Genomic DNA, 12232 nt, shown 5'->3' on the forward strand with positions numbered 1-12232 from the left:
CGCGGCACCTTGTAGCGGTCAGCCTGACGCCACACGGTTTCGGTCTGCGGCTCGACGCCGGCGTTCCCGTCCAGCAGACAGATCGCGCCATCGAGAACCGCAAGCGAACGCTCGACTTCAATGGTAAAGTCGACGTGGCCGGGGGTGTCGATGATGTTAAAGCGATACTTGGTATCAGATATACCCTCGCTGCTCGGGTCTTCCTGGCGCTGCCAAAAAGTCGTGGTCGCAGCCGAGGTGATGGTGATACCGCGTTCCTGCTCCTGCTCCATCCAGTCCATTGTCGCGGCGCCGTCGTGAACTTCGCCGATCTTGTGGGACTTGCCGGTGTAAAACAGGATGCGCTCGGTCGTCGTGGTCTTGCCCGCATCGATGTGGGCCATGATCCCGAAGTTCCGGTAACGCTGGAGGGGATAGTCGCGTGCCATGATTCAAATGCCTCTGAGGTTTACCAGCGGTAATGGCTGAACGCTTTGTTCGCGTCTGCCATCTTGTGGGTGTCTTCGCGCTTCTTCACGGCCGAACCGCGGCTCTGGACCGCATCAAGCAGCTCACCTGCTAGACGCTCTTCCATCGTGTTCTCGTTGCGCGAGCGCGATGCGTTGATCAGCCAACGGATGGCAAGAGCTTCGCGGCGCTCGGGGCGCACTTCGACGGGCACCTGATAGGTGGCACCACCGACGCGGCGCGAACGCACTTCGACCGACGGCTTGATATTGTCGAGCGCTTCGTGGAACACTTCCACCGGCGCGCGCTTGATCTTGCCTTCGACGCGCTCGAGCGCGTTGTAGACGATCGTTTCAGCGACGGATTTCTTGCCGTCGATCATCAGGTTGTTCATGAACTTGGTCAGAACCCGATCGCCATACTTGGCATCGGGCAGGACTTCGCGTTTTTCTGCGGCGTGACGACGAGACATCTGTGGTTCCTCTTACTTCGGACGCTTCGCGCCATATTTCGAACGGCGCTGCTTACGATCCTTGACGCCTTGCGTATCGAGCACGCCGCGCAGGATGTGGTAACGCACACCGGGAAGGTCTTTTACACGGCCGCCACGGATCAGAACCACAGAGTGCTCCTGAAGGTTGTGGCTCTCGCCGGGGATGTAGCTGATGACCTCGAAGCCATTGGTCAGGCGCACCTTAGCAACCTTCCGCATGGCCGAGTTCGGCTTCTTCGGCGTCGTCGTATAGACGCGCGTGCAAACGCCACGCTTCTGCGGGCAGCCCTGAAGATGCTGTGACTTGGTGGTTCTGACTTTCGGCTGCCGCGGCTTGCGGATCAGCTGTTGGATCGTTGGCATTCCGGTTATTTCCCCGTCTCTCAACACATGTGTCTGCACAAGGACCAGCCCCATGCGGTTAATCAAAAGCGAATCGCGCGTCCGCAATACGCAAAGACCGCAATCGCACCCTGCATTCTGGGTCCGACGCGGTGGGTTTCCAGAGGATCGGGGCGCATTCGCCCGGATCTTGACCACTACAGTTCTGATACAGGCGACGGGGCGACCCCCTCAGCCATGGATGGGGCGCGTATAGGGGGAGTCGCGGGGGTTGTCAACAGGTCCGGACTTGCGTTCACTACAGGCCAATGCCACAGTCGACACAAGCAGTCTAAGGCATGCAGGGCAGGATGGAAAATGCAAATTCGCAGGTGATCGGCCTGTGCCGGTTTTCCTATCCAGCCTTCGGTGGTTTTCAGGTCGAACATACCGAAACCGCAGAGCGCGAGGCTTATTTATACGCCCCCGAACGCATGCAGGAACGCTTTCGCCTGTTTGAGCAATTCACCCTCCCACCCCTGCGCGCTCAGACCGATCCGGATTTCATCCTTTTGGTGGTCATCGGCCCCAATATGCCGCGTCAGGATCACGCCCGCCTGATGGACAATCTCGCCACCCTGCCACAGGCCCGCGTCGTGATCCGCGAACCGGGGCGTCACCGCGATGTCATGCGCGAGGTCATCAACGCGGCCGTTCTGGACAGCGATCAACCCTCCTTGCAATTCCGCATGGACGACGACGATGCGGTATCCGTCCATTTCGTGGAGCGTCTGCGCAAACTGGCCCATTCGGCGCGCGGCCTCTTGCGCAGCCACCGCCATGTCGCGATTGATTTCGTCAACGGCTTTGTCGCCACCCCAACGCCCGAAGGCATCATGGCCTCTGCCACGTTCCAGCACATGTGGACCCCGGCCCTCGCCCTCTCAGTCCGCCCCGGGGTGCGCCATACGATCATGAACTATTCCCACGCGCGCCTCTGGCAGAACATGCCCACCCTCTCTTGGCCCGAGGAACCGATGTTCGTGCGCGGGCACAACGGCTATAATGACTCGCGCCAAAAGGAAGGGGTGCGCATGCCCAAACTCTCGTTGCTCGATGCCGAAGGCGAGGCACTCTTTCGCGATCATTTTCACATCGACGCGGACAGGGTCCGCGCAAGCTTTCGCTAGGGGACCGCAACAGATGCGTGTGATCGGGATTTGCCGGTTTTCATATCCCGCCCTTGGCGGCTTCAAACGCATGCATGAGACGGTCGAGGAACGCGAGGCCTATCTCTATGCCCCCGCCCGGATGGAGCTGCGGTTTCGCCATTTCGAATGCCTGACCCTGCCCTCCATCGCGGCGCAGCAGAACCCCGATTTCACCTTTCTCGTGATGATCGGGCAGAATATGCCCAAACCCTATCTCGAGCGCCTGCATGATCTGACCGCCCCGGTGCCGCAGATCAAGATCATCGAAAGCGAACCGATGAAGCATCGCCTTGCCATGCAACTGGCGATCAAGCACGAACTGGGCGAGGATACCGACCTCTCCATGCAATTCCGCCTCGATGATGACGATGCGGTCGGTCTCGGCTTTGTGCGTAGCCTGCGCTGGTTCGAGAAACACACCCGCACCATGCGCAAGAGCTGGCGCTACATGGCCATCGACTATAACCGCGGCTATTCCGTCACCTTGTCAGAACGCGGGATCGTCGCAGAAGAACTGCAAGCCCCGTTTTGGGCCTGCGGCCTTGCCGTGCTCTTTCGCTCCGGCGATCCGCTGACCGTAATGAATTTCGGCCATCACAAGCTGCATTACGACATGCCCACGCTGATTCAGCCCGGCCCGCATATGTATCTGCGCGCCAAACATGCCGACAACGACTCTCATGCCAAATACAAAACGGGTCCGATGCACCCGATTGATGCCCGCGAAGCAGCGTTTTTCAAATCTCAGTTCAACGTGGACGAGGCCCAAGTGAAAGCTGTCTTTTCAAATCCGCTTTTGCCCGGCGGCTGATCTGCGCCTCGCGGTAAAGGGTAAAGAGCCCGCTTGCCACCACGATAGCAGCCCCGACCAAGGTCAGCGTCTGCGGCCAGTCGCCGAACACCAACCACCCCAGGATCAAGGCCCAAATCAGGCTGGTGTAGCGAAACGGTGCCACGAAACTTATCTCGCCAACCCGCATCACCATGATTGAAAAAAGATAGCCGCCGATGATCATCACCGCCGCGCCACAGATCAAGAGCGCGGCCCGCCCATCGAGCGCCACCCATTCGCCGGTCAGGCTTCCCAGACCGAAAAACGCCATTATGAAGAACGAGTTGAACAGCGTCACCAGCATCGAGGGCACATCGCGCGACAACCGCCGCGTCGCCAGATCGCGCAACGTGACAAAGGCAACGGCCGCCAATCCATAGACAGAATAGATGTTGAACCCTTCGGTGCCCGGCCGCACGATCAACATCACGCCGACAAACCCGGCCAAGATCGCCGCCATCCGCTTCCACCCCACCGGCTCGCGGAAAAAGAGCGCAGCAGCCAGCGTCAGTGTCAGCGGCAGGGCCTGCATGATCGCGCTGATATTGGCCAGCGGCATATGATAGAGGGCCGTGACAAAGAAATACGCCGATCCGATTTCGCCCACCAGACGCCAGAACACCGGCCCCCAATCCTCGCGCGGGAGATGCCGCTTGAGCGCGCCCATCTTCCACGCGATCAGCGCGACGAGGATCGTCGTCATCACCCCGCGCAGAAACATCACTTGGAAAAGCGGCACCTGCCCTGCCAACCCCTTGATCATGGCGTCGTTCAGCGTGAACGCAGCCATTGACCCCATCATCAGAAGGGCGCCAGTCAAATTGTCGGAGCGGGGCATGATGTGCCTGTTTTTTATCCTGTCGCCCGCGCATTAGACGCGGATCACCAGCGGACGCAAGGGGGCGCAAGGGGGATCACCCGGCCAAAGCGGCGTGCAGCGCGCCATGCAACAGCGGGTTTGCGGCCAGCACGCCATCGACCATCGGCACCGGGTTGTTGAACCGGAGCGGTGCCGCGCGGCGGTCCGATGTCATTGCTCCCGCCTCGCGCAGGATCAGATCACCCGCCGCAATATCCCATTCCCAGGATGGGCGCAGCGTCATCATCGCGTCATACCGCCCCTCCGCCACAAGGCTCAGGCGATAGGCCAGCGACGGGCGAAAGGCGCGCGCCATCTCGGGCACTTGGCCCTCTCGCCAATTCTCGGCCGCGTAATTGGGCTTGGACGCCAATATCGACGCGCCCACCAGATCTGCCCGCGCCGTGGCCCGGATGGGCACCCCGTTCAGCGTGGCCCCATGCCCTGCTGCGGCAGCGTAGAGCTTGTCGCGCATCGGCAAGTAAATCGCCGCGGCAATGACTACGCCACGCTCCACCACCGCCAGAGAATGCGCCCAGTCGTGATTGCCTTCGATGAAACTGCGGGTGCCGTCGATCGGATCGACAATGAACACCCGCTCGGCCCCTAGCCGTGCCGCGTTATCCTCAGTCTCTTCCGACAGCCATCCATAGTCAGGCCGCGCCGCGCGCAATTGCTCTACCAGCATCGCATTGACCGCCAGATCCGCCGCCGTCACCGGCCCGGCACCACCCGGTTTGTCCTGCATGTCGAGCGGCCCACCCACAAAGGCGGTCGCAATCCGGCCCGCCTCATGCGCCGCCTCGATCAAGAGTGCCAGATCATTCCCCGGCAAGCGTCAACCCCTCGATCAGCAGCGATGGCACCACCCGGCCCACATGCAGCCGTGCATCATTGGCCGGGACCATCTGGCGCAACATCTCGGGCAGGCTGCCGGCGATGGTGCATTCATTGACCGGCCATTTGATCTCGCCATTTTCAACCCAGAAGCCCGCCGCCCCCCGCGAATAGTCGCCGGTGTTGGGATTGATGGTCGAGCCGATCATCGACGTGACCAACAGGCCCGTGCCCATCTCGCGGATCAGATCCTCGCGGCTCTGCGTGCCTTGCGTGAGTGCGATATTCCAAGTCCCCGGCGAGGGCGCAGAAGACGTGCCGCGCGTGGCATTGGCCGTGCTCTGCATCCCCAGCTTGCGCGCCGTGGCCAGATCGAGCGTCCAGCCCATCAGCACGCCATCCTGCACAATCGCCCGCTTGGCGGTCGGCAGCCCCTCGGCATCAAACAGGCGCGATCCGCTCACGCGCGGACGGTGCGGATCCTCCAGCACCGAGAGCGCCTCGGGCAGCACCTGCTCGCCCAAACGCCCCCGCAGCCAGGACGACCCCCGCGCCACCGACGCCCCGTTGGCCGCCGCCAGCAGATGCCCGATCAAGGAGCCGGAAATGCGCTCGTCAAACAGCACCGGATAGGCCCCGGTGCGCGGGCGGCGCGCCCCCAGACGTTCTACCGCGCGCAGACCGGCCCGTTGCCCGATCTCCGAAACATCCCGCAAATCGCTGGCGAAAATCCGGCTGTCGCCATCATAATCGCGCTCCATCCCGGTGCCCGACCCGGCGATTGCCACGCAGGAAACCCCTGTTTCGCTGCGCGCGTAACCGCCCGAGAACCCGTTGCTCGCCGCGATATGCACGGCCCGGTGGCTATAGCCCGCCGTCGCCGATTGCACCTGGGTCACACCGGAAACCGCCAAGGCCGCCGCCTCCGCCTCTTGCGCCATGCCCGCCAAAGCATCGGGTGCTGGCTCGGGTGCCGGATCGCACAGCTCCAGCGCTGCCACATCCCAATCTCTCGCCAATTGCCCCACCTCGGCCAGCCCGGCGTAGGGATCAACCGGCGCCTCCCGCGCCATCGCCACGGCCCGCTCGGCCAAGGCCGCAATCGTCGCAGCCCCGGTATCCGAGGCCGACACATTCGCCTGCCGCCCACCGATCAGCACGCGCAGACCGATGTCCACCCCCTCGGCGCGCTCTGCCCGTTCCAGCGTACCGCCGCGCATGTCGATTGTGATCGACTGCCCGCGCAAGGCAATGGCATCCGCCGCCTCGGCCCCGGCCTTCAGGGCCGCGTCAATCAGCGCATGGGTCAATTCATCGAGCGCTTTCGCCATCGGCATCTCCTTGTTGCCGCCCTGAGGTAGACCGCCACCCCCCCACGCGCAAGCCCGCGCCTAAGCAAAAGGCCACGCGCCTGCGCCCGTGACCCTCTCCTGCCTTGTATTTCCGCGTTACTTCAGACGCTGCCCATTGGCCAGAACCTGACCCTCCTCGGTCACTTCGATGCGCGAGGTCAACTCGTCCTCGCCGGTGCCAGTGCGCGCGAACATACCCGCCATCATCCGCACCATCATCGCCTGATCTTCGGCCACAAAGCCCATGCCAATGAGCTTGTCCAAGAGGCCATTGCCCCCCACCAACCGCAGATCAATCGCGCCTTCCGGGGCTGGCACCCCGTCAAAGCTGGTCAGGTCCGTCTGATCAAAGGTAAACGCCCCCGCCCCGGTCAGCTTGGCCCCCGCAAGATCGACCGTCAGGTCATTGAGCACGAGGCTCTCCACCTCACCGGGCACCTCGTCCCCCTCTTCCAGCTTGGCCATCTGCGCAGGGTCCAGCAGGTCGTAAAAGAGCCGCCCCTTCCCCGACACATCAACGCTGATCGTGGCCGGATCACGCGGCAATTGCGCGCCCGGATCGAACATCGCCCAGATCGTATCGGCCATGGTGAACCCACCAAATTCGAGCGCCAAGGCGAAATCCTGTGCCGCATCACTCTTGACAACAGGCATCGCAAAATTGAATCCCATCCGCGCCATCCCGGCCGTAACCGGAAATGGCAAACCGCTTCCCGCCAGGGCAACGCTCACGTCGCGCCCCTCGCCGCCATAGCGCAAACCATCCGGCCCCATGCCCACCTGCAGCGTGCCCGATGTCGAGCTTTGGGTGCCTTCGATATCCTCATCGCCGTTTGTCAGCCGATAGGACGTGTTGCCCTCTTCATAGGCGATCTCACTGTCCACCCGAAAACCTGCGCGCAGCGCGGCAGCCATGTCGCTGGTGTCCACGCCATCGACCATATCGCCATTCCCGGTCATGCTGAGCCGTGCCAACGTGCCGTTGATCCGGGCGCGCCCACCTTCTTCGGGATCCGTGAAATCAATCTCGTAGGCCACGGGACCGGCGGTCATCTCTTGCGTGACCGCGCGCGTCGCCCCGTCCAGCGTGCTCTGATGCCGTCCCGCCATGTCGGCCATGCGGACCTCGGCCACCCCAATCTCGACCGTCTCCGCACCGGCAACGACATCATCCAGCGTCATCGCCACCTCTTGCGCGGTGTAGTCATAGGTCATTGCACTGGCATCGCCGGTCACAAGCATCTCCATGCCCGTTTGCGCCACCTGCATGGTGACCGCAACCTGCTCGCCCGCCTCATCCTTGAGGTCCATCGCAATCGGCATGACCGCTGGCAGGATCACGGCCACCGATCCGTCGCCTTGCTCGACCAGTTGCATCTCGACCATGCGCACTTCGACGGTGCCACCCTCTTCGGGCACCTCCATCCGCATCGCCAGATCGCGGATCGTCAGCGTATCGCCCGCCTGCGCCGTCTCGGCGGTGACAGCATAGCCATTGCTTTCCAGATAGCTTTGCCAATCCTGCCAGACCTCTGCCGCAGTCAGATCGGCGAATCCGGCCGTCGCCGACAGGCAGAGCACAGAGGTCGAAGCGGCGAGCGTGCGGATATAAGACATGAAGAGCACCTTTTTTAAATCGGGGTTGCCAACAACTTCGGTTGTCACCGCCGCTTGGTCAAGGGATGATCTGACTGGAACTTGGCCTACCACAGCGTTAGGACAAGGGCATTCAAAAAGGGGAATACCATGGATATGCAGGGCAAATGCGTTCTCATCACTGGCGCCAGCAAAGGCATCGGCGCCTCCGCTGCGCGGGTTTTCGCCACCGCAGGGGCGAATGTCGCACTCGCGGCGCGCAATGGCGATGCAATTGCCGAACTGGCTGGTGAAATTGGCCCCGCAGCCATCGCCATTCCCTGCGATGTCAGCCGCTTTTGGGAAATGGAGGCTGCCGTTGCCGCCTGCCACACCGCCTTTGGGCATCTCGATGTGCTGATCAACAACGCCGGCGTGATCGAACCGATCACCACCCTGTCCGAGGCTGATCCCGATGATTGGGCGCGCGCCATCGACGTGAACCTCAAGGGTGTTTTCAACGGCATGCGCGCCGCCCTGCCCGGCATGATCGCACGCGGCGCGGGCACCATCCTCACCGTCAGTTCCGGCGCGGCCCATAACCCGCTTGAAGGCTGGAGCGCCTATTGCACCTCCAAGGCCGGAGCCGCGATGCTCACCCGCTGCGCCACCCTCGAAGCCGCCCCCGCGGGCATCCGCGTCATGGGCCTCTCGCCCGGCACGGTGGCCACCGACATGCAGCGCGAGATCAAGGCCAGCGGCGTCAATGCCGTAAGCCAGTTGGACTGGTCCAGCCATATCCCGGCCGATTGGCCCGCCCGCGCCCTCCTCTGGATGTGCGGCCCCGACGCTGCCGAGTTCGCCGGACAGGAAATCTCGCTGCGCGACGAGGCGATCCGCCGCCGGGTGGGCCTGATATGAGCGCGGCCCCATTGGTCACGCTCGAACGCGACGGCGGGCTCTGGATCGCGACCCTCAACCGCCCGGACAAGGCCAATGCCCTGACCGAGCCGATGCTCTCGGACCTCGCCGACATCGCAGAGTCCGCCCAAGAGGCGCGCGTGTTCGTGCTGACCGGAGCGGGCAAGGTCTTTTCCGCCGGGGCCGATCTGGACGCCGCGCGCGCCGGCCTCGCCACCAGCCCGGTCTGGGAACGCCTCTCGGGTGCCATTGCCGCCCTGCCCGGCCTCAGCATCGCCGCGCTCAACGGAACGGTCGCGGGCGGGGCCACAGGCATGGCGCTTGCCTGTGACATCCGCATCGCCGCCGAGGGCGCAGGCGCGTTCTACCCGGTGATGAAACTGGGCTTCTTGCCCCAACCCAGTGATCCCGCCCGCCTTGCCGCCCTGATCGGCCCGGCACGCGCCAAGATGATCCTTCTGGCTGGCGCACGGCTCAGCACCCAAGAGGCGCTCGACTGGGGGCTGTTCGACCGCGTCGTCCCCGGCGACAGCCTGATGCAATCGGCCCGTGATCTGGCCGCCAACGCCCTCGCCGCGTCGCCCGATCACGCGGCGGCGCTCAAGGCGATGTGCCGCGCGGCAGAATGACCGCGCTCAGACCGGCATCGGAAACGGTCTGAGGATCGTATCCTTGCGCAGGTATAGCGGATGCTTGGCCGAACCGTCCTTGTTCAGCCCCAGACACATCAGCGGCTTGCCCGTGGCGGCAATCTCGCGCAGCGCGTGCCGCACGATGCCCTGATAACGCGCATGCAGCTTGCCATAGGCCAACACGACAAGCTCTGATTGCTCTGCCATGGCCACCAGCGCCGGGATGTTCGCGGCACTGCATGCCACATCCGGCTCGCGCGGCAGATCCTTGGGCGAGGTCGCCCGCCAATCCAGCATATTGCCTTTGAAATAAAAGGAATATCCCCAATCCTTTGCGAACATCACCTCGCGATGACAGGTCGGATCGGAGACCTCCGCACTGGCCACAGACGGGTTCATGCCCACAAAGAGCACCCGGCGCGGGGCCGCCCCTTCGGGTGTCCAATCCCGGCTCAGAACCTGACGATACCGCCCACAGTCCGAATATTCCGCCCCACCTATCACCCCGTCAGGCAGGCGCAGGCGCACCTTTCCGCCCGGATCATGCAGGTGATCCGGTGCGCCGCCGTTCATTGGTTGAATACCCGGCTGGGGTGCAATTCCCCCGCCTTGTAGCGGCCCACGGCCACGGCTTTGCCCTCGATCGCTGCCCAACATTCATCGCCGTACTCAATGCCCTGCGCGATCACCATGCCGGGGTTGCCGTTGCGCAGACGCGTTGCCCCCTCGGGCGTGGCCGTGACCATGGGCAAATCGGCCAGCCCCTCTTCGAGCGGACGCACATGCGCCTCCAACTCCGGGCTCTGCGCCATTCGGTCGATGTCCTCGATGCTCAGGCCATCCTCGGCCTCGAACGGCCCCGACCAAACCCGCCGCAACCACGCCACATGGCCGTAACAACCCAGCTTCTCGCCCAGATCGCGCGCCACAGAGCGGACATACCCACCCTTGCCACAGGTCATTTCCAGAACCGCATGATCCGCATCTGGGCGGTCCACAAGCAGCAATTCCTCAACCCAGAGAGGCCGCGCCGCGACATCGAACTCTTCACCGTCGCGCGCCAGTTTATAGGCCCGCTGCCCGTCGATCTTGACGGCGGAATACTTGGGCGGCACCTGCATCACGTCGCCCACGAACCCGCCAAGCACTGCCTTGATCTCGTCATCAGACGGACGGCGCTCGCTCTCGGCAATCACCTCGCCCTCGGTGTCATCGGTATTGGTCGCCTGCCCCAGCCGCACGCAAAACGTATAAGCCTTGAGCGCATCGGTGATATAAGGCACCGTCTTGGTCGCCTCGCCAAGCGCCACCGCCAGCACGCCCGTCGCCTCGGGATCAAGCGTGCCCGCATGGCCCGCCTTTTGCGCCTGCAACGCCCATTTCACCTTGTTGACCACGGCGGTCGAGGTCATGCCAGCGGGCTTGTCCACCACCAGCCAACCCGAAATCTCGCGCCCCTTGCGTTTGCGTGCCATGCCCGGCCCTTTGCCTGTTGCCTAAGCCCGCAGCGCCTAATCCACTGCCGTGCCCGCGTCAATCACCGCGCCCACCATCGGCCCCAAAGGAAAGCCGATGTCAGAGCGCCCAAGCGCGGGCGCATAGAGGCGCGAGACCTTGCCGTCGAAATAGAGCGCCTGACGCAGTTTCAGATGATCGCGGAAAAATCGCCCGAACGTATGGAAATTCACCGCCCGGTCCGAAATCACGAAGAACGCCCGCCGTCCGTCCCGGGACGTGCCCACGCCGTTGCGGATATAGAGACTGTCGCTATCCTTCAGAAACCTTGGATGCAGCGCGCCATCAATGACCAGCATCGGGCCCGATTGGCTGGCATCCCGACAGCGCGGGCGCTCGCGCTCGAAACGCAAGGTCTCGATCACATCGGCGCGGCCCTCGCGGATGCAGAAAACCCCGTTGGGCAAGAGGCCGAAATTGCCGGGACCATCGCGCGTGACAAGGCCACGCACCTCCTTGCCCGCCTCCACGTAGAGGCCGACCGGGCTGCGATCCGCATGATACATGCCCGCATTCATCGCAAAGACCAGCGCTTTGCCCTCGGCCTTTATCTGGTCCTCAATGGCGCCGAAACTGCCCAAAGGCGTCCCGGCCTCGGCATCGTTGAGGAAAAGCCGCAGATCATCGCGCGCCATGTCAACGGCACACACGGTGTAGCTTTCGCCCTCAAACTGTTCGCCACGGCACTCGGCTGCCTGCACGGCCCCAGGGCCAAGCACCACCGCAAGCAAGATACAGAGCCTAGCTTTCCACATCCCGGCGCACCGTGTCTTGGTCAAAGAGGCGTCGCGTCTCATCCATCTGATCGAATGTCTCATCCAGCCGAAAGCGCAGATCGGGTGCGTATTTCAGCCCCACCTTCTTGCCGATGATCCGCCGCAACTCGTGCTTGTTGCGCGCCAGGAGCGCGATCAGATCGTCCTGCCCCTCGCCCCCCAACGGCATCACATAGGCGGTCGCAATCTTGAGATCCGGCGAGGTGCGCACCTCGCCCACCGTCACGGAAATACGGTTGAGCTCGGGGTCGTGAATATCCCCCCGCATCAGAACTTCGGACAACGTCCGGCGGATCAACTCGCCCACGCGAAGCTGACGTTGCGAAGGGCCGGGCCCGTCATGAAACTTGTTCTTTGCCATGCCCCGCATCTAATCGCTTGGACCGGCATTTCCAAGCACAGAAATCTACCCGGCTTGTTCTGGGCCGAAATACTCCTGTGCCGCCCTGGCCCTGCCCGCT

Annotated in this window: 15 protein-coding genes; 4 read left to right on the forward strand and 11 right to left on the reverse strand. The window is 63.2% G+C overall.

Going from position 1 to position 12232, the window contains the following annotated elements; all coding sequences use genetic code 11:
• From AACZ65_RS14510 to rpsL, 3 genes are all read right to left on the reverse strand, one after another.
• On the reverse strand, positions 1-428 hold a 428-nt coding region (locus AACZ65_RS14510; RefSeq protein ID WP_339672018.1), incomplete at its 3' end, for a GTP-binding protein.
• Between the two features lie 20 nt (positions 429-448).
• Positions 449-919, reverse strand: coding sequence for a 30S ribosomal protein S7 (rpsG, locus tag AACZ65_RS14515; protein ID WP_008281864.1), 471 nt, complete (start codon positions 917-919; stop codon positions 449-451).
• Between the two features lie 12 nt (positions 920-931).
• The gene (gene rpsL, locus AACZ65_RS14520) at positions 932-1303 is read right to left on the reverse strand and encodes a 30S ribosomal protein S12 (protein ID WP_008281863.1); all 372 of its coding nucleotides are present in this window, start codon (positions 1301-1303) and stop codon (positions 932-934) included.
• A gap of 329 nt (positions 1304-1632) precedes the next feature.
• On the opposite strand from rpsL, the gene AACZ65_RS14525 reads away from it, so the two are divergent.
• Together AACZ65_RS14525 and AACZ65_RS14530 are read left to right on the forward strand one after the other, a co-directional pair.
• The gene (locus AACZ65_RS14525) at positions 1633-2451 is read left to right on the forward strand and encodes a putative rhamnosyl transferase (RefSeq protein ID WP_339672021.1); all 819 of its coding nucleotides are present in this window, start codon (positions 1633-1635) and stop codon (positions 2449-2451) included.
• Positions 2452-2464: 13 nt separating this feature from the next.
• Complete coding sequence (locus AACZ65_RS14530) at positions 2465-3283, forward strand: glycosyltransferase (protein WP_339672023.1); 819 nt, start codon at positions 2465-2467, stop codon at positions 3281-3283.
• Here the strand turns inward: AACZ65_RS14530 and AACZ65_RS14535 are convergent.
• The 4 genes from AACZ65_RS14535 to AACZ65_RS14550 all read right to left on the reverse strand — a co-directional run bounded on the left by AACZ65_RS14535 (position 3222) and on the right by AACZ65_RS14550 (position 7969).
• Entirely contained in the window at positions 3222-4142 is a 921-nt protein-coding gene (locus AACZ65_RS14535) for a DMT family transporter (RefSeq protein ID WP_339672025.1), read from the reverse strand. The genes AACZ65_RS14530 and AACZ65_RS14535 overlap by 62 nt on opposite strands.
• 76 nt (positions 4143-4218) lie before the next feature.
• Positions 4219-4998 carry a 3'(2'),5'-bisphosphate nucleotidase CysQ gene (locus AACZ65_RS14540; protein WP_339672027.1) on the reverse strand — a complete coding sequence of 260 codons (780 nt, stop codon included), beginning with the start codon at positions 4996-4998 and terminating at the stop codon, positions 4219-4221.
• On the reverse strand, positions 4985-6331 hold the full coding sequence (locus AACZ65_RS14545; protein ID WP_339672029.1) for a TldD/PmbA family protein: 1347 nt from the start codon (positions 6329-6331) through the stop codon (positions 4985-4987). The genes AACZ65_RS14540 and AACZ65_RS14545 overlap by 14 nt, the downstream gene beginning before the upstream one ends.
• 117 nt (positions 6332-6448) lie before the next feature.
• A complete protein-coding gene (locus AACZ65_RS14550; protein WP_339672030.1) occupies positions 6449-7969 on the reverse strand; it encodes a DUF2125 domain-containing protein in 1521 nt (506 codons plus the stop codon).
• A gap of 129 nt (positions 7970-8098) precedes the next feature.
• Between AACZ65_RS14550 and AACZ65_RS14555 the strand changes: the two genes are divergently transcribed.
• Positions 8099-8848, forward strand: coding sequence for an SDR family oxidoreductase (locus AACZ65_RS14555; protein WP_339672032.1), 750 nt, complete (start codon positions 8099-8101; stop codon positions 8846-8848).
• Positions 8845-9477: an enoyl-CoA hydratase/isomerase family protein gene (locus AACZ65_RS14560; RefSeq protein ID WP_339672034.1), complete on the forward strand. Its 633-nt coding sequence runs from the start codon at positions 8845-8847 to the stop codon at positions 9475-9477. The genes AACZ65_RS14555 and AACZ65_RS14560 overlap by 4 nt, the downstream gene beginning before the upstream one ends.
• Before the next feature lie 6 nt (positions 9478-9483).
• Here AACZ65_RS14560 and AACZ65_RS14565 read toward each other — a convergent pair whose 3' ends face one another.
• Genes AACZ65_RS14565 through rbfA form a run of 4 tightly spaced genes read right to left on the reverse strand, consistent with a single transcriptional unit; the run spans position 9484 to position 12132 of the window.
• Positions 9484-10053, reverse strand: a complete 570-nt coding sequence (locus AACZ65_RS14565; RefSeq protein WP_339672036.1) for a DUF1643 domain-containing protein — start codon at positions 10051-10053, stop codon at positions 9484-9486.
• Entirely contained in the window at positions 10050-10955 is a 906-nt protein-coding gene (truB, locus tag AACZ65_RS14570; protein ID WP_339672038.1) for a tRNA pseudouridine(55) synthase TruB, read from the reverse strand. Before truB ends, AACZ65_RS14565 begins: the two co-directional genes overlap by 4 nt.
• 36 nt (positions 10956-10991) lie before the next feature.
• A complete protein-coding gene (locus AACZ65_RS14575) occupies positions 10992-11750 on the reverse strand; it encodes a phosphodiester glycosidase family protein (RefSeq protein WP_339672040.1) in 759 nt (252 codons plus the stop codon).
• A complete protein-coding gene (rbfA, locus tag AACZ65_RS14580; protein WP_339672042.1) occupies positions 11737-12132 on the reverse strand; it encodes a 30S ribosome-binding factor RbfA in 396 nt (131 codons plus the stop codon). Before rbfA ends, AACZ65_RS14575 begins: the two co-directional genes overlap by 14 nt.
• Between the last annotated feature and the right edge of the window lie 100 nt (positions 12133-12232).

This window comes from uncultured Roseovarius sp., from assembly GCF_963972555.1.
GTDB lineage: Bacteria > Pseudomonadota > Alphaproteobacteria > Rhodobacterales > Rhodobacteraceae > Roseovarius > Roseovarius mucosus.

Excerpts from the sequence above, each read along its gene's own strand:
- rbfA (WP_339672042.1), bottom strand. The coding sequence starts at position 12,132 with ATGGCAAAGAACAAGTTTCATGACGGGCCCGGCCCTTCGCAACGTCAG.
- rpsL (WP_008281863.1), bottom strand. The coding sequence starts at position 1,303 with ATGCCAACGATCCAACAGCTGATCCGCAAGCCGCGGCAGCCGAAAGTC.
- AACZ65_RS14535 (WP_339672025.1), bottom strand. The coding sequence starts at position 4,142 with ATGCCCCGCTCCGACAATTTGACTGGCGCCCTTCTGATGATGGGGTCA.
- AACZ65_RS14555 (WP_339672032.1), top strand. The coding sequence starts at position 8,099 with ATGGATATGCAGGGCAAATGCGTTCTCATCACTGGCGCCAGCAAAGGC.
- AACZ65_RS14560 (WP_339672034.1), top strand. The coding sequence starts at position 8,845 with ATGAGCGCGGCCCCATTGGTCACGCTCGAACGCGACGGCGGGCTCTGG.
- rpsG (WP_008281864.1), bottom strand. The coding sequence starts at position 919 with ATGTCTCGTCGTCACGCCGCAGAAAAACGCGAAGTCCTGCCCGATGCC.
- AACZ65_RS14545 (WP_339672029.1), bottom strand. The coding sequence starts at position 6,331 with ATGGCGAAAGCGCTCGATGAATTGACCCATGCGCTGATTGACGCGGCC.
- AACZ65_RS14530 (WP_339672023.1), top strand. The coding sequence starts at position 2,465 with ATGCGTGTGATCGGGATTTGCCGGTTTTCATATCCCGCCCTTGGCGGC.
- AACZ65_RS14525 (WP_339672021.1), top strand. The coding sequence starts at position 1,633 with ATGGAAAATGCAAATTCGCAGGTGATCGGCCTGTGCCGGTTTTCCTAT.
- truB (WP_339672038.1), bottom strand. The coding sequence starts at position 10,955 with ATGGCACGCAAACGCAAGGGGCGCGAGATTTCGGGTTGGCTGGTGGTG.
- AACZ65_RS14550 (WP_339672030.1), bottom strand. The coding sequence starts at position 7,969 with ATGTCTTATATCCGCACGCTCGCCGCTTCGACCTCTGTGCTCTGCCTG.
- AACZ65_RS14575 (WP_339672040.1), bottom strand. The coding sequence starts at position 11,750 with ATGTGGAAAGCTAGGCTCTGTATCTTGCTTGCGGTGGTGCTTGGCCCT.
- AACZ65_RS14565 (WP_339672036.1), bottom strand. The coding sequence starts at position 10,053 with ATGAACGGCGGCGCACCGGATCACCTGCATGATCCGGGCGGAAAGGTG.